Here is a 16691-nt window from a genome sequence, read left to right as displayed (position 1 = left end):
GGTTGTTTTGTTGAATATAATAAATTTTTTTATACGTTGAATAATGTGACGCGAAGCGGGTACAACACAAACATAGTCACTTTTTTTGATGATGCAAACAGATAATTTTGCATTATTTACAAAAGAGGTTAAAATAAGTGTTACATTGAGTAAACGCTTACATTTTATTAGGGATAAGCGATTACTTCAAATATCACTAAAAAAGGATGGGTTTTAATGACAAATATTAACGTAAGAAATTATATAGATGAAAGTTACGGCTTGTTTATTAACAATGAATTCCAAGCTAGTGATAGTGGGGAAACATTAACTGTTTCTAATCCAGCTAATGGTGAAGATTTAGCTAAAGTTGCACGCGCTGGTAAAAAAGATGTGGATAAAGCTGTTCAGGCAGCTCATGATGCATTTGATAGTTGGAGTAAGATTTCTAAAGAAGAACGTGCAGATTATTTATTAGAAATTAGTCGACGTATTCATGAGAAAACTGAACATTTAGCAACAGTTGAATCACTGCAAAATGGTAAACCCTATCGCGAAACATCAACAATTGATGTACCACAAGCAGCCAATCAATTTAAGTATTTTGCTAGCGTTTTAACAACTGACGAAGGTTCAGTTAATGAAATTGATCAAAATACAATGAGTTTAGTTGTTAATGAACCTGTTGGGGTTGTTGGTGCAGTAGTAGCATGGAACTTCCCAATTTTATTAGCATCATGGAAATTAGGACCAGCTTTAGCAGCAGGTAATACAGTAGTAATTCAACCATCATCATCTACGCCTTTATCATTAATTGAACTTGCTAAAATTTTCCAAGAAGTTCTTCCTAAAGGAGTAGTTAATGTCTTAACTGGTAAAGGGTCTGAATCAGGAGACGCTATTTTCCATCATGAAGGTGTAGACAAATTATCATTTACAGGTTCTACTGACGTGGGTTACGGTGTAGCACAAGCAGGTGCTGAACGTATCGTTCCTACAACATTAGAATTAGGTGGTAAAAGTGCTAATATTATCTTTGATGACGCTAATTTAGAGCAAGTGATTGAAGGTGTTCAACTTGGCATATTATTTAACCAAGGTGAAGTATGTAGTGCAGGTTCAAGATTATTAGTACAATCATCTATTTACGATGAATTATTGCCAAAATTGAAAGAAGCATTTGAAAATATTAAAGTTGGCGATCCATTTGATGAAGATACTAAAATGAGTGCGCAAACTGGACCAGAACAATTAGATAAAATTGAAAGTTATATAAAAATTGCTGAAGAAGATGACAAAGCGAACATCTTAACTGGTGGTCATCGAATTACAGATAACGGCTTAGACAAAGGTTACTTCTTTGAGCCTACAATTATTGAGATTAACGATAATAAACATCAACTTGCTCAAGAAGAAATCTTTGGTCCAGTTGTAGTAGTTGAAAAATTCGATGATGAGCAAGAAGCTATCGAAATTGCAAATGATTCTGAGTATGGTTTAGCTGGAGGTATCTTTACTACAAATATAAATCGTGCATTAAATGTAGCTAAAGCTATGAGAACAGGTCGTATTTGGATTAACACTTATAATCAAATTCCTGCAGGTGCGCCATTCGGAGGATATAAAAAATCAGGTATTGGGCGCGAAGTATATAAAGATGCTATCAAAAACTATCAACAAGTTAAAAATATCTTTATTGATACAAGCAACCAAACTAAAGGTTTATATTAATAAAAAGAGGCATTTTACAGGATGCGCGTATGCGTGCATCCTGTTTTTTGTTGGAATTTTACTTCAATTAAAAGCCAAAAATAATTTTAAATATTACACAAAAATTTATTTATCCGGTAAAAAATAATAAATTAATATTTGTTTTTATATTTTGTATGGTACAATAATTTTAAATATATAATGTTGTGAGGGATTTTATGAATTTAGAAGAAAAAAGTTATATTGAACAACAAGTAACGAATCGTGGAAAATCTACTGCTGTATCTTATGTACTTTGGTTCTTTTTAGGAGGATTTGGAGCACACAGATTTTATCATGGTAAAGTAGGAAGTGGAGTTGGATTATTAGTCTTAACATTATTAACTGTTTGGTTTACTTTTGGAATTCCTACATTAATTTGGGCTATTATTGATGCTTTTTTAATTCCAAACTGGGTTAGAGAAGATGAAGAAAGAATACGTCAGCAAGCATTAAGCGAAGTAAAATTAATGAAAAATAAATAAAATTATAAAAACCTGAGACATTGAGTGCAACGCAAAGTTAGACTAAATTCTAACATTGTGAGGTATAGTACACATCAATCTTGTCTCAGGTTTTCTTAATATATAGACAAACCATTAGAAAATACATCTACCTTATATCAAACACTTTTATCAAACCCCATAAAGACGAAGTATATGTTGGAATTCAATGGATTAGAAAAGTTGAGGTTCGGGGCCCCAACAAAGAGAATTTCACCGAGAAATTCCCAGGGCAAAGCAAGTTATCGGTAACTTGGATAACTTATTCAAAATAAGGTGTGTATCAACTAAGGTAAGTTATCATCGTTATTTTGTTTCGTTACTATGAATTGTAATGTCAAAGCCTTCAGGTGAAGTAACATGAGTAGTATTTGCATTAGGTTGATATATGTCAAAGTGACATAAACCATAAGTTTGTTCATTTTGAGTTCTAATCTTATTTGACTGCCAAGTATTTGTAGCTATATGATGATGATACTTTTGAGTAGACATAAATAGTGCTTGTGGGAAATTAGATATATGTTCGAACCCTAGCTTTTCAACATAAAATTCATAAGCTGATTCTAAATTGTGTGTTTTGAGATGTAAATGGCCGATTTTTCCTTCTTCCGGCCAACCTTGCCAACCTTCGTTTGAGCGTTGAGCCATTAAATCATTGACATCAACTTCCAATGTATCCATTTTGACAAAACCGTCTCGCCATACCCAGTCTTCTGAAGGACGGTCATGATAGACTTCAATACCATTACCTTCAGGATCAGCGAAATATAGCGCTTCACTGACAAGGTGATCTCCGCCACCCATTGCGATGTTGTGATTGTTAGCATGATAAAGGAAGTCTGCTAAATCGCTACGAGTCGGTAAAAGATAAGCAACATGGAATAAACCTGCTTCTCTAAATTCCGGTTGTCGACCATTGTTGAGTTCATTTAAAGTTAAAGTATAACCAAGATTTCCGATGTTGAATACGGTTTGTTGATTCGTTTGTTTTTCAATAGAAAAACCTAATACATTAGAATAGAAATCAGTTAATTTATTTAAATCTTTAACATTTAAAGTGACGTTTGTTACTTGTGTAGCATCTATAGAATGAAAATTTGTCATCGTTTCGTGTTCCTTTCAATTTTAAAATAAGTATAATTAATATACTTAAAAGATACTAAAATAGCTAATATATTGAACTAATATAAAATCTAAATAAAAGAGTAGAACTAAATTATTTTGAAATTAGTCCTACTCTTACATAGTTGACTATATGTGTGGCCATTTGATAAACATATTGCATATTTAGTCAACTGCTATAAATTTTCGGTGAAATAAACGAATGACGTATATCTCAAATTGATATGAGTACATTCACATAAACTATCCTAAATAAACATCTTGTGCATGATCATCTTTTTCTAATACGTTTTTTGCGAATGGACAAGAAGCGATAATTTTTAGATTGTTTTCTCGTGCATGTTCAACAACACGATTAACTAATTTTTTACCTAGACCTTGTCCACCGAGTTCATCAGAAACTCCAGTATGATCGATGTCTATCTCATTGTTATCAACCTCTTTAAATGTAATAACAGCTTTTGGGTTATTTTCGTCATCACCTACATAGAATTTATGATCGCCTTGTTTAATTTCTGCAGCCATCGACGTTCACTCCTTTAAAATAGTATATAGTTATATTTATCACGCTTTGACGTTTTCAAACATAATTGGTTTACAGTTTACATTTATATTGATAACTATTGCTTTTTTATAATGTAACGGATATAGTGATAAGCGTATAAATTGGTCATAGTAGGGAGCACTTATATTGAAGAAATTAATTATAGTGTCAATCATCATTTTAATGTTAAGCGGATGCAGTAGCTTTGATCATCGTAAACGCGAAAGTATTAATGACAAGAATAAAATGAAAGTATACACGACTGTATACGCATTTCAAAGTTTGACACAACAGATTGGTGGAAAATATGTTGACGCGCAATCAATCTATCCTGCTGGTGCTGATTTACACTCATATGAACCAACACAAAAAGATATGATTAATATTGCCAAAAGTGATCTGTTTGTCTATTCAAGTCATCAATTAGATCCTGTCGCTACAAAGATTACGAATTCGATGACCAATAATAGCATGAAATTAGCGCTTGCCGAAGGACTCAAACAAAGTGATTTTATTCACTCTAAAGACCATGATGAAGATCATGAGCATCATTCACATCATGAAGAATCGAATCAAGATCCTCATGTTTGGTTAGATCCTGTTCTAAATCAAAAATTCGCTTTCATGATTAAAGAGAAATTAATAGAGAAAGACCCTAAACATCAAGCTTATTACAATAAAAATTATAAAATGGTAAATAAAGATATTGTGCATATTGATCAACAGCTACAATCAATAACGAAGCATTCTAAAAGAGATAAAGTTGTGATATCACACGATTCGCTTGGATATTTAGCGCATCGTTATGGTTTTAAACAACAAGGTGTTAAAGGTATGAATGATGAAGAACCTAGTCAAAAAGAGATTTTGAATATCGTTAAAGATATACAGCATTCGCACGCGCCTTATGTTTTATATGAACAAAATATTACCTCCAAAATTACAGATGTTATTCAGAAAGAAACAGATACGAAACCATTAAGTTTTCATAATTTAGCTGTATTGACTAAAGAGGAGCAAAATGATGATTCAATTTCATACCAATCATTAATGAAAAAGAACATTCACGTATTAAATCACGCACTCAATAATTAAAAACGGGGTGGGTTTAACGTTCTAAATAAAACGTTAAACCCATCCCGTTAGTTATATGATAATGATTACATTAGTATCTGATATAACTTACAGTGGTATTGTAGTATTCTTCAAAACCGTGAATACCGTCAGCGCCACCTAAGCCTGATTCACGCCAACCTGCGTGATAGCCATTAACGACTTCTTCAGCCTCACAATTTGCATATACTTCACCAAATTTTAGACGTTCGGTTGCTGTCATTACTTCTGTTAAATTTTCAGAGAAGATATAAGAAGATAAGCCAGCGTTTGTATCATTAGCGTCTTCAATCACTTGTTCAAAATTACGGTATGTTGTTATCGCAAGAACAGGACCAAAAATTTCATCTTTAAAGACACTATCGTCTTTTCTAACGTTATCTAATACCGTTGGTGCGTAGAAGAAACCATGGCGTTTTAATTGATGTCCACCAGTCATCAATGTTGCACCATTTTTAATAGCATCTTGGACCTTGTCATGAATACTATCAAGTTGCTTTTGGTTAATAATTGCGCCGTAATCGGTGTTTTCATCAAATGGATCTCCAACAGTTAAGCTTTTCATTTTGGAAGTTACTTTATTTAAAAAGTCATCGTGAACATCTTCATGCACAAAGATACGTTCAGGGCACGTACAAACTTGACCTGCATTATTTATACGGGCTGTCACAATATAGTCAACTGCTTTATCTAAATCGGCATTTGATGTGACAATGACTGGAGCATTTCCACCTAATTCTAAATTTACTTTCTTTACAGTTTGAGCAGCATTTTCGTAAACAGATTTACCAGCTCTCATACTTCCAGTTAAAGAAATAAGTTGAATGTCTTTATGCGAAGCTAATTGTGTACCTACTGTTTCTCCAGTGCCAGGAACAATTTGAATCAAACCTGCTGGTATAGTTGATGCTCTGAATAATTCAGCTAATCGAAGAGTGAGTAACGTTGTCTCTTCACTAGGTTTAATCACTACTGAACAACCAGTTACAATAGCTGGAATGACTTTTCGCATAAGGACAAGTATCGGTGCGTTCCATGGCACAATACCAGCAGTAACTCCGATAGGTTTGTTGATAATTTGAATCGTTTCATTTGCAATACTATTTTGTAGAACACGTCCTTTATCTGACATACTCAGACTTGTCATATAATCGATAAATGAGATTGATTTGTCAATTTCTCCATAAGCTTGCGATAAAGTTTTACCTTGTTCTTTTACGTATAATTGAGCTATTTCATCGCGATTTTTTTCTAATAAAGGTATAAGTAATTTAACATGTTCTGCACGTGTAGGTTGAGGCACGCGCTCCCATTCAAGTTGTGCTTGTTGAGATTTTTCAATTGCGTCGTTTACTTCCTCTTCAGTTGCAAGAGTGATAGTATCAAATGCCTCGCCAGTAGCTGGATTAATGACATCCATTGTTTCTTTAGACTGACTTTCTATAAATTCATTGTTAATAAATAACTGGTTTGTCATGTTAAACACCTCCATTAGAAGTATTCCCTGAAAAATCAGTTTTAAATTTAAATTGCGTTATTTATATTAAAATTCTCCTGAACTTCAAGAAAATGAGCAACCATTAAGAAGGTAAATAGTGTTTAAATAGATTGGTTAACTTACACAGGAAGTGCTAATAGAATTAAAATTTGTTTAGTATGTGTTTAACTCTTTACCTTATTGACAATATAAAAGCCTAAGACAATTTGTCCTAGGCTAAGATTATTATTTTCGTAAAATTCCTTTGTATATCACAGGAATTAATAAGATAAAACCAAAAAGTCCCATGATAGGGAATACTTTACCAATGAGAGAAATGAATCCCACAAAAGTACAAGCAAATGTTATTATCGCCATCATAACTATAAGAATATAATAGCGTTTCGTAAACGGTCGACTAAAGCGTGATGCAAAGGCGTACATTAAACCTACTACTGTATTGTATATAACTAAAACCATAATGACAGACATGATAATACCAATGGATGGAGAAATCTGCTTAGCAAGTAGCAATGATGGTAATGCTACCTCTTTAATTTGATTAAATTCTGTAACAAGACCAAAATTAATTAAAAGTAATAGTAAAGTCACAATAATACCACCGATAAGTCCACCATAAATTGTGGACGATTGATATCGTAGCTTACCGCCCATTACAGTTAAAAAGCTAAATGCAGCAGCAATTTGTAAGCTAGCATAATTAATTGCGTCAAACCACCAGCCAGGAGAAATCGACTTATTTTGATTTGAATATTGACTGGCGTCATTAAAATTTAAATCACCAGTAATAAAGTAATACACTGCAATCATTACTACGACTGCCACAAGAAATGGTGTTACCCCTCCTAAAACAGCGATGAGGCGATCGAACTTTAGAAATAATGTTAACAAAATAAGTATCACTAAAATGAGAGAACTTAACCAAAAAGGCAAACCAAAACTTTCATTTATAGTTGATGCTCCGCCGGCTGTCATAATAATTGCTAGAGAAAATAAAAATACTGTAAGTATAATATCAAATAATTTAGCTATTGTTGGATGTAGATAATAGCGAATAGATTCGGAGTGGTTTTGAGATCTAAGACGAAAGCCAGTATTTAATACGAATATTCCTCCAAGAGTTATGATAAGTCCAGTAATAAAAATACCGCTAATACTGTAAATACCATGACTAGTGAAGAATTGAAAAATTTCCTGACCTGTCGCAAATCCCGCTCCAACTACAACGCCTACAAAGGCGAAGGCAACAATGATGGATTCTTTAACATTGCTCATTTAATAAACAAATCCCTTCAGGTGCTATCCAAGTTAGATTAATTTTTCTTACAAAAATTTTAAAAATTACATTAATCTATTTTAGATGATTTTACCGAAAAAATAAATAGTAAAGTTCGCCACATATGTACTATTGTATAAATAGGGTGTACGTTTAAGTGTGGTATGATTAAATAAGATGGTAGATAAGTGCGTATAGTCAAGTACCATCTAACCTAAATCCATATATTTCATTTAAATGTTTACATTATCTTTAAGCAAATCATAATGCAATTGCAAATCATTTTTGGTAGTATAGGTCAATATTAAGTATATAAATCGAATTGGAAATAAAGAAGGTGTTTAATATGTCATTGGAATTGCCCGTGATGCTAACGATTGTGTTGTTCTTAGCACTAGGCATTTTTAGTCAATGGTTAGCGAGTAGAATAAAATGGCCATCGATTGTTGTCATGGCCATCGTAGGTTTACTTGTAGGACCTATTTTTGGATTAGCAAATCCAAAAGAGGCACTTGGACCTGAGGCATTTAGTTCAATTGTATCTCTTGCTGTAGCAATTATTTTATTTGAAGGTAGTAGTAATCTAGATTTTAGAGAATTAAAAGGCATTTCTAAAGCTGTTATAAGAATTATAACTATAGGTGCAGGGATTGCGTGGATTTTAGGAGCGATTGCTTTACATATAACAATGAGTTTCCCTTTATCCATTTCGTTTGTGATTGGGGGTCTATTTTTAATCACTGGTCCAACTGTGATTCAACCTTTATTAAAGCAAGCGAAAGTAAAAAGAAATGTCGATTCAGTATTAAGATGGGAAAGTATTATATTGGATCCTATTGGACCTATTATTGCACTCACAGCATTTTATGTATTCCAGATTTTTGAGGAAGGGATAGGCTTTGTCGTTATTATTCTCTTTATCTTGAAACTCTTAGCTGCAATTTTAATAGGTTTTGGTGCAGCCTTTCTATTTAATTGGCTTATAGGTCAAGATAAAATTCCTCAAAGTTTAATGCCACCCATTCAGTTTGTATTTATTCTTTTAACATTTAGTATCTGCGATGAGATATTATCAGAATCAGGCTTACTAGCTGTAACAATTTTCGGCTTAATGATGGCGCGTAAAAAACGTCATGATCTCATCTTTAAAGAATCAGACCACTTTATAGATAATGCATCTTCTATACTTGTGAGTACTGTATTTATTTTAATTACGTCCTCTTTAACTAAAGATGTGTTGCTCAATGTGTTATCTTGGCAGCTCATACTCTTTAGTTTGGTTATGATTGTATTAGTAAGACCAATTTCAGTGCTTCTTTCAACATTAGGTACTGAAATAACTAAAAAGGAACGTGCAGTAGTAGCACTAATGGCGCCTAGAGGTATTGTGGTTTTAACAGTGGCACAATTCTTCTCAAGTTTATTTATGGACGATAAAATTCCTATGGCTCAATATATTACACCAGTAACCTTTGGTCTTGTATTTATCACTGTAGTCATTTATGGATTCGGTTTTACACCTTTAAGTAAACTGTTCGGTGTAGCAAGTACGGAGCCACCTGGCGTAATCATCGTCGGAGAAAGTGAATTTTCATTCCATCTCGGTATTAATCTAAGGGATCATGGTATACCCGTCATGATGTTCAACTTATTTGAAAACACATCAGAAAAAGCCCACGAAGCTGGGTTCGAAGTATTTAAAGGTAATCTTTTATCTAGCAATGATAGAATTTATTCTGATTTATTACGCTATAATAAATGTATTTTGATGACACAATCGTTTATCTTTAACAGTTTAGCATTTAATGAATTGGTACCTGAATTTGGCTTGAATAATGTAGATATGATGCCAGTATCTTTTAATGATGAGCAAGCACGAAACAATTTAAATGGTCCAATTAGAAATCATATATTATTTGATGAAAATCATACCCCACGTTGGTTTAATCAATTTATTACACAACATAATATTGTTGAAGTACCGGCAGAAGATTATGAAAAAATTACGGAAAATGATATGTTAATCTATCATATCAATGAAGATAAAGAAGTGACGTTTAAACGAAGCAATAGAGATATACCTGAACATGAAACTGGTATTTATGGTATTTTAAAAAATGCTTATTTAACTTAATGTGTTGCGTAAGTTACAAAAAGTCATACTTAAAAAATTAATTTGTTTTTTGAAAAGATAATCAATGATGTGACCTTTAATTAATTGAAAATAAAACATAGCATACTTTAGCACATGAATTAAGCGCCTGTACATGAGTGTATGTACGGGCGCTTTTAATTTAAGTTATTAGGAGATAAGATATGTTATTACACATCAACTTACTAAATATGTTTAAAGATATTATTTTAAATATCGGTCGTGCATTAAAATTTTGAGGATATCAATTTGATCTTGCAGTTGTTTACCGATATTGGTATCTCTAATTTTTTTACGTTGCAATTCTTCATCTACAACGCGTTTTACTGACAATTCATCTGCCCCCATTGATAACACTTTTTCTTTTCTATTAAACTCTTTATGTGCGACCAATTGCATACCAAATGAATTATATAAAAGTGTGTATCCGGCAATACCAGTTGTTGATTGATAAGCTTTTGAAAACCCTCCATCTATGACTAACATTTTACCATCAGCTTTAATTGGATCTTCACCATCAATTTCTTTAACAGGCGTATGACCATTTATGATACGTCCTTCATCTGGATTAAGACCAAAATCCTTTAACATTTTACGTATCATATCAACATCTTCACGTAAGTAATAATAAGGATTTTTCTCCTCTTTATGAGATGCTTTATCTTCTATAAAATAACGTTCAAACGTTGTCATGGCACGTTTACCAAATAAAGATGAATATTTACCTGTCCAAAGATACCATACTAAATCTGTAGATATGTCTTCGGTAGATTCTTTATGGTCGAAAGCTCTTCTTACATGGTATTCAAAAACATCGAGTAGATCACGACCACTTAAACGTTCACCTTCAATTTCAAATGATTCCATTTCTCCATTTTCATTGACGGGAATACAACCGTGAATTAAAAGGTTGCCATTATATGGTAGATATAATTTTCCTTTTCGCATAAGGAATGACATATGACGTCTTAATTTTTCAGATTGTTGGAATGAAAGTAATAGCTTATCCATGACTTCTTTTTCCTCTGCTAGTAATTCAGCGGGATTATTAGGGTCTACAGTTTGGAAACAAGTATCTTTAAGCGGATATGTTTTACCATATATAGTGATTTCATTGTTATCATAATCTATTTTTTCTAAAACTAAACGTTCTTCCATCTCAAAAGAAGGACGACGCTTAATAATAGGCATTTCAAGTTTAAATTGAATCATCGCAATTGCTTGATGAATTTTTGTGATTTGACTTTCTTCGCGCTTTGTAAGACTGACGTCTTTATCTGGTCGTTTCTTAGGTTTAAACGCTGGGTTTTCAGCATCGTAATACTTTTCAGCAAGCGTAAGTAAAGGACGTAGATTGATGCCATATGCATCTTCGATAATATCTAAATTATCATAACGTGCACAGATTCGTAGTAGGTTCGCAAGACATACTTTGGAACCAGCATAGGCGCCAATCCATAATACATCATGATTTCCCCATTGGATATCTACAGAATGATAATTTATTAATGTATCCATAATTTTATCAGGTTTAGGACCACGGTCATAGATATCGCCCACGACATGAAGATGGTCTACGACAAGACGTTGTACAGTATAGGAAAGGCCAATGATTAAATCATCTGATTGCTCTAATTCAATAATTTGGTTGACTAGTGTTTCATAATAAGGCTTTTTATTATGAAATTCATTGCTCTTATAAAGTAACTCTTCAATAATATAAACGTATTGTTCAGGTAATGCTTTGCGCAATTTTGAACGAGTATATTTTGATGAGCAATATTTAATTAAATCAATTAATTGTTCAATGGTTGTAATATACCAAATATTTAATGTTCCGATAGAATCGAAATTATTTTTAACTAATTTTAGTTTTTCTTCCGGATAGTATACTAATGCTGCTAAGTCATTGATTTCTTGCTGGGATAATTTATCTTTGAAGATATCATTAATTTTAGCACGCACATTTCCAGATCCGTTTCTTAAAACATGTTGGAAAGATTCGTATTCACCATGAAGGTCACTGACAAAATGTTCAGTCCCTTTAGGTAATTCTAAGATTGACTCTAAGTTAATAATTTCAGTAGCAAGTTTTTCTGCACTGTCAAATTTTTGTGAGAGTAAATCTAGATACTTTTCTTTCATTTCACTTTCTGTAATATGGGTCATGCATAGTCACCTCTAATTATATTTTCCGACCTAACGATACGATTATTTATAATAATGCGCTTACATAGATTATCTTGAAAAACCAATTAATTTTCAATAATTGCGTATCATAAAATTAAAATTAATAAAAAAGCTAAGTTAACCGTTAAGAAACGGAAAACTTAGCACAACATTTATTTAACACTGCGACGACGTTTCATTAAATAACGTATGACAAAATATATGACTGCAATAATAATAATGATATACATAATACGTGAATATGTATGAATACCATTCATCAAAGCGTCAAAACTGTCACTGAGCAAACGACCGAGCAGTATTAAAGCAAAATTCCAAATTGTAGTACCTATTAAAGATAAAGTTGTAAATTGTATAACGTTCATTCGATTAATGCCAGCAGGTATTGTAATTAATACTCGAAGTACCGGGACAAAACGACATAAAAATACAGCCCATGCACCATACTTTTTAAACCAATCATTTGCCCGTTTCAAATCTTTACTTTTTAACTTCATCCACTTACCATGTCGATCAACGAAACGATATAATTTCTCTTCTGAGATAAGTCTACAAATATAATACAAAATGAGTAAACCAATGAATGAAGCAATTGTTGCTATGATTAATAATGTCCAAATAGATAAGTGTGATTTCACAGATAATAAGCCTGCAAAAGTTAAAATAATCTCAGATGGAACGACAGGTAATACGTTCTCTAATAAGATTAAAATAAATATCGCTGTATAACCCCACTTACTAATAAAATCAGTGATAATTTGTTCCATACAACGTTAGTTTCTCCTTTTAAATTAATCGAGTTGTCGTAAACTTGATGTTAAGTATAAGTTATTTTAACAAGAAACAGGTTGAAAGGGTAACAATCTTACTTTAATTAGCGTATGGATTTTAACAACGTATTGTATAGATGATGTGCTTCTTCATCATTGTGTATACCATATGCATTCATACGACCATCTTTAAACAAGGTGAATTCATAAGTTTGATATTGAATTAATTTGGCAAAGGAAGTAGATTTCACCATATTTCCAGGGAAATGGGCAGCGTGTTTAAAAGCTTTAGGTGGGAATCTAAATAAATAAGCATTCCCACACAAGTCCTCAATGGTACGTTCTTGTTGGCTTTCTAGTAACGTATATTCATGTTTTTCACACACTGGGCAATCTTCATTTTTGAGTGCATCTACATTCATTGACTTATAATTAATATTAAATGCATCGATAGTGATTAATTGCTTAGAAAATCCTTTTCCTGAAAGATAACGTACGGCCTCTGCTACTTCATAGCTTGCAATCATTGATATAACAGGGGGAAGTACGCCATTAATAGCGCAACTTTCCCCTGTGTCAGGAATTGTTTGCAATAAACATTTTAGACATGGTCCTTGGTAATCTATTCCATATACTGATCCTTTACTACCAACAGCTGCACCATAAACCCATGGGATTTGATGCTTGTGACAAACCTCATTAATCAGGTATCGTATTTTGAAGTTATCCATGCCATCAATGATGATGTCTGGTTCGACATTTTTTATCAAATTTTCGATATTTGATGAAGTAACTTCTAAATCATAAGTTGTTAGATTGACATTTGTATTAATTTGATTAACCTTATGCTTGATTGCTTCTACTTTGGATATTAAAGTATGTGCGTCTTCTTCATCGAAGAGTGTTTGTCGATGTAAATTTGAAATTTCAACAATATCCATATCGACAATTGCAATATGATGAGCCCCCATGCGTGCGAGTTGATCTACAATATGGCTTCCTAAAGCACCAGCACCAAAAATAAGTATTTGAGAGGTAGATAGCTTTTGCTGTCCCTCTTCTCCAAATGGTGCAAAGCGTGTTTGACGTTCATAACGCGACATTTTACAAGAACCCTAAACCTTCTGATGGACTAGATGCTTGTGCAGTATACTTAACAGGAATGCGTCCAGCTTCATATGAAAGTCTGCCGGCATTTATACCTAATTTCATTGCTTCAGCCATTTTCACAGGATCTTTTGCTGCTGAAATGGCTGTGTTGAGTAAAATACCATCTGCGCCAAGCTCCATGGCATGACACGCATCTTTAGGGGAACCAATACCAGCATCTACGATGACAGGGACACTAGCATTTTCGATAATATAACTTAAATTTAATGGGTTATTAATACCTCTACCTGTGCCAATAGGAGATGCAAGTGGCATGACTGCGTGTACACCCAATTTTTCCAAACGTTGAGCTAAAACTAAATCATTAGAGATGTAAGGACAAACAATGTAGCCCTTTTCTAACAATACTTTGCATGCCTCGTATGTTTCGAATGGGTCAGGTAATAATGTTTCGTCATCGCCAATGACTTCGACTTTAATCATGTCACATACACCTGCGTGACTAGCAATTTCAGCAATTCTGATAGCTTCTTGAGCTGTTTTGGCACCTGCAGTATTTGGAAAAGTGATAAAATCTTTTAAATTAACGTTTGCAAGTGGGTTAGGTAGGTTACGATCATATAAATTCATCCGTCTTACTGCAAATGTAAGTACATTTGTTTCAGATGCCTCAATTGCTTTTGATTGAACCTCTTCATTTTCAAATTTTCCAGTACCTAAAAGTAAACGAGATTGTAATTCTAAATTTCCTATTTTAAACATATTAACCGCCTCCAACAATTTCTAGTAATTCTAATCTGTCGTCTTCTCTTACAGTATATTCTTCATATTTGTCTTGCTTGATAAGTTCTTTGTTTAGTTCAACAATCACTCGTTTTGGGTCTAACTCAAGTGAATGTAAAACCTCTTGTATCGATTGATCCTGATCGAAAGTGAAGAGGTCGCCATTAATGATACACTTCATGATTATTCCTCCTTGTAACTGTAAAACTTGAATAACGTGATGGTTTAATACCAGAAAGTAGCCAATTGGCAATGTCACGACCGATAATAGGTGACAATAATATTCCGTTTCGATAATGACCACTTATCACGTATAAGCCATCATCAATTTGATCCATGACTGGCATTTCTTTTTCTGTGTATGGTCTTACTCCTGACCATTTCTTCAGTATATGACTGTCTTTTAGTTGAGGTACACGATGATATGCATGGTGAAGAAGCCAATCCATACCTTCATCTGTAGTACCGACAGAATAATTATTAAATTCACTCGTCGCACCAATTAAAAAACGATTGGGTTGTTTTGGAACGATGTAACAACCATTAGTCATAAATAATGTTTCAGTAAGTGCAAGATCGTTATTTTCTAATAAGATGACTTCTCCTTTAACGCCAATCACTTGTCGTTGTAAATGATATTGTGTTAATAATTGTGAAGACCATGCGCCACCTGCAACGATAACTTTGTGCGCTTCAATTGTTGAAGATTGATTGGTTTTCACTGAATAATAGCCATTATGCCGTTCTATTGAAGTGACCTCTGTAGACGCATAACGCTTAATCTCTCTTAACTTCAATGATTCTAATAATGCCAGTGTGTAATGATGTGCATTAATTTGACCATCATGCGGTATATGAATGGCCGCGTATGAAGGTTTAACTTCACCATGTGTAAGTTGTAGCAAGTCATCATCTGATAATTGTTTGACACTACGGTCTTGACTATTCAGAAATTGATATTGTCGTCTTATAGATGAGATATCATCGTGTTCATTAGCAATTTTGATAAGTCCTGAATTTTTAAATTGAATGTCTATGCCTGTTTCATCTAATAATGATTTACTTAATTGTGGAAACATAGCACGAGATTCGATGGCTAATTGAAACAAGTCACTATCCTTTGTAAATTCATTTTGTGCGCCAAGCATACCTCCAGCTTTATATGACGCATGCTTTCCAGGTACATCTCTATCTATGACTGCAACATCTAAGTGTGTTGCACTGAGGTGTCTTGCAATTGACATACCAATAACTCCTGAACCAATGATTAGTACATCATGCATGAGTAGACCACTCCTTTCTTAATTGTTTAATTTCTTCTAGTGAAGCATTGTTAAAATATGATATGGCACATATACCTTTAAATCCAGGTGGCATCTTTTGAATCGAATGTTCATTGATACCACCAATAGCATAAATAGGGATAGGAACATCTAATGCTTGTTGAATGGTCTTTTTAGAACGTGGTGGCGTATCTGGATGTGAAGCGGTCGGAAAAATGTGCCCCAAAAAGACATAATCTAAATTATTTTCATAACATCGTTTTACTGTTTCAACGTCATGTGTAGACATACTTACATAAATATCAGGATGTGCTGCTTTATATGCGAAAGCAGTTGTATCATTACTCTTAAAATGAATACGTTTAAGATTTAATTCCTCTAATAGTGTCGTATCACTGTGAATAATTATTTTATCTTTACTAAAACCCAATTGAAGTAAAGATTGAATCATGTCCTTGTTTTCTTCGTTATTCATGGAAGTGCGAAATAACAAGCCATCAATAGCTTCTTCGATATGTTTATAATGCTGTAAATCGTCCCTAGTCAGTTGTTTATGATGTGTAATCGCAATAAATATAAATATCCCCCCAATTTCTACAATAAAAAAACGCTATTTCCC

Annotated in this window: 15 protein-coding genes; 4 read left to right on the top strand and 11 right to left on the bottom strand. The window is 33.2% G+C overall.

Translation table 11 applies throughout. The annotated features are described in order from the left end of the window. Positions 1–216 precede the first annotated feature (216 nt). Positions 217–1710 (top strand): aldehyde dehydrogenase family protein, encoded by a 1494-nt coding sequence (locus HMPREF2897_RS10100; RefSeq protein WP_002501529.1) that lies wholly within the window; start codon positions 217–219, stop codon positions 1708–1710. 197 nt (positions 1711–1907) lie between these two features. Further along, a complete protein-coding gene (locus tag HMPREF2897_RS10095; RefSeq protein WP_002458205.1) occupies positions 1908–2213 on the top strand; it encodes a TM2 domain-containing protein in 306 nt (101 codons plus the stop codon). A gap of 324 nt (positions 2214–2537) precedes the next feature. On the opposite strand, the gene HMPREF2897_RS10090 is transcribed toward HMPREF2897_RS10095, so the two are convergent. Continuing rightward, entirely contained in the window at positions 2538–3335 is a 798-nt protein-coding gene (locus HMPREF2897_RS10090; protein ID WP_070593123.1) for a VOC family protein, read from the bottom strand. A gap of 261 nt (positions 3336–3596) precedes the next feature. Then, positions 3597–3878: a GNAT family N-acetyltransferase gene (locus tag HMPREF2897_RS10085; RefSeq protein WP_002484947.1), complete on the bottom strand. Its 282-nt coding sequence runs from the start codon at positions 3876–3878 to the stop codon at positions 3597–3599. Between the two features lie 166 nt (positions 3879–4044). Between HMPREF2897_RS10085 and HMPREF2897_RS10080 the strand changes: the two genes are divergently transcribed. Next, positions 4045–4992: a metal ABC transporter solute-binding protein, Zn/Mn family gene (locus tag HMPREF2897_RS10080; protein ID WP_070593121.1), complete on the top strand. Its 948-nt coding sequence runs from the start codon at positions 4045–4047 to the stop codon at positions 4990–4992. A gap of 70 nt (positions 4993–5062) precedes the next feature. Here the strand turns inward: HMPREF2897_RS10080 and aldA are convergent, their stop codons facing one another. Both aldA and HMPREF2897_RS10070 read right to left on the bottom strand, forming a co-directional pair. Beyond that, positions 5063–6487, bottom strand: a complete 1425-nt coding sequence (aldA, locus tag HMPREF2897_RS10075; protein WP_070593119.1) for an aldehyde dehydrogenase — start codon at positions 6485–6487, stop codon at positions 5063–5065. Between the two features lie 246 nt (positions 6488–6733). Next, positions 6734–7783, bottom strand: a complete 1050-nt coding sequence (locus HMPREF2897_RS10070; protein ID WP_070593117.1) for a YkvI family membrane protein — start codon at positions 7781–7783, stop codon at positions 6734–6736. A 347-nt stretch (positions 7784–8130) separates the two neighbouring features. On the opposite strand from HMPREF2897_RS10070, the gene HMPREF2897_RS10065 reads away from it, so the two are divergent. Next, a complete protein-coding gene (locus tag HMPREF2897_RS10065) occupies positions 8131–9918 on the top strand; it encodes a cation:proton antiporter (protein WP_070593115.1) in 1788 nt (595 codons plus the stop codon). Between the two features lie 222 nt (positions 9919–10140). Here HMPREF2897_RS10065 and HMPREF2897_RS10060 read toward each other — a convergent pair whose 3' ends face one another. The 7 genes from HMPREF2897_RS10060 to HMPREF2897_RS10030 all read right to left on the bottom strand — a co-directional run bounded on the left by HMPREF2897_RS10060 (position 10141) and on the right by HMPREF2897_RS10030 (position 16664). Then, positions 10141–12105: a fructose-bisphosphatase class III gene (locus HMPREF2897_RS10060; protein WP_070593112.1), complete on the bottom strand. Its 1965-nt coding sequence runs from the start codon at positions 12103–12105 to the stop codon at positions 10141–10143. Between the two features lie 173 nt (positions 12106–12278). Beyond that, positions 12279–12893, bottom strand: coding sequence for an undecaprenyl phosphate transporter UptA (locus HMPREF2897_RS10055; RefSeq protein ID WP_002447122.1), 615 nt, complete (start codon positions 12891–12893; stop codon positions 12279–12281). A gap of 107 nt (positions 12894–13000) precedes the next feature. Further along, positions 13001–13999: a thiazole biosynthesis adenylyltransferase ThiF gene (gene thiF / locus HMPREF2897_RS10050; RefSeq protein WP_002491070.1), complete on the bottom strand. Its 999-nt coding sequence runs from the start codon at positions 13997–13999 to the stop codon at positions 13001–13003. Between the two features lies 1 nt (position 14000). Next, positions 14001–14768, bottom strand: a complete 768-nt coding sequence (locus tag HMPREF2897_RS10045) for a thiazole synthase (RefSeq protein ID WP_002447124.1) — start codon at positions 14766–14768, stop codon at positions 14001–14003. A gap of 1 nt (position 14769) precedes the next feature. Next, positions 14770–14970: a sulfur carrier protein ThiS gene (gene thiS / locus HMPREF2897_RS10040; RefSeq protein ID WP_002447125.1), complete on the bottom strand. Its 201-nt coding sequence runs from the start codon at positions 14968–14970 to the stop codon at positions 14770–14772. Continuing rightward, positions 14954–16072: a glycine oxidase ThiO gene (gene thiO, locus HMPREF2897_RS10035; protein WP_002447126.1), complete on the bottom strand. Its 1119-nt coding sequence runs from the start codon at positions 16070–16072 to the stop codon at positions 14954–14956. The genes thiS and thiO overlap by 17 nt, the downstream gene beginning before the upstream one ends. Beyond that, the gene (locus HMPREF2897_RS10030; RefSeq protein ID WP_077756056.1) at positions 16065–16664 is read right to left on the bottom strand and encodes a thiamine phosphate synthase; all 600 of its coding nucleotides are present in this window, start codon (positions 16662–16664) and stop codon (positions 16065–16067) included. Before HMPREF2897_RS10030 ends, thiO begins: the two co-directional genes overlap by 8 nt. Between the last annotated feature and the right edge of the window lie 27 nt (positions 16665–16691).

The organism is Staphylococcus sp. HMSC065D05, assembly GCF_001813195.1.
Taxonomy (GTDB): domain Bacteria; phylum Bacillota; class Bacilli; order Staphylococcales; family Staphylococcaceae; genus Staphylococcus; species Staphylococcus epidermidis.
This window is presented reverse-complemented; position numbering and strand designations above follow the sequence as displayed.

Bases quoted from the DNA above. Each gene is read 5' to 3' on its own strand.
- HMPREF2897_RS10100 (WP_002501529.1), top strand. From the start codon at position 217: ATGACAAATATTAACGTAAGAAATTATATAGATGAAAGTTACGGCTTG.
- HMPREF2897_RS10055 (WP_002447122.1), bottom strand. From the start codon at position 12,893: ATGGAACAAATTATCACTGATTTTATTAGTAAGTGGGGTTATACAGCG.
- HMPREF2897_RS10060 (WP_070593112.1), bottom strand. From the start codon at position 12,105: ATGACCCATATTACAGAAAGTGAAATGAAAGAAAAGTATCTAGATTTA.
- HMPREF2897_RS10095 (WP_002458205.1), top strand. From the start codon at position 1,908: ATGAATTTAGAAGAAAAAAGTTATATTGAACAACAAGTAACGAATCGT.
- thiS (WP_002447125.1), bottom strand. From the start codon at position 14,970: ATGAAGTGTATCATTAATGGCGACCTCTTCACTTTCGATCAGGATCAA.
- HMPREF2897_RS10085 (WP_002484947.1), bottom strand. From the start codon at position 3,878: ATGGCTGCAGAAATTAAACAAGGCGATCATAAATTCTATGTAGGTGAT.
- HMPREF2897_RS10065 (WP_070593115.1), top strand. From the start codon at position 8,131: ATGTCATTGGAATTGCCCGTGATGCTAACGATTGTGTTGTTCTTAGCA.
- HMPREF2897_RS10090 (WP_070593123.1), bottom strand. From the start codon at position 3,335: ATGACAAATTTTCATTCTATAGATGCTACACAAGTAACAAACGTCACT.
- thiF (WP_002491070.1), bottom strand. From the start codon at position 13,999: ATGTCGCGTTATGAACGTCAAACACGCTTTGCACCATTTGGAGAAGAG.
- HMPREF2897_RS10070 (WP_070593117.1), bottom strand. From the start codon at position 7,783: ATGAGCAATGTTAAAGAATCCATCATTGTTGCCTTCGCCTTTGTAGGC.
- thiO (WP_002447126.1), bottom strand. From the start codon at position 16,072: ATGCATGATGTACTAATCATTGGTTCAGGAGTTATTGGTATGTCAATT.
- aldA (WP_070593119.1), bottom strand. From the start codon at position 6,487: ATGACAAACCAGTTATTTATTAACAATGAATTTATAGAAAGTCAGTCT.
- HMPREF2897_RS10045 (WP_002447124.1), bottom strand. From the start codon at position 14,768: ATGTTTAAAATAGGAAATTTAGAATTACAATCTCGTTTACTTTTAGGT.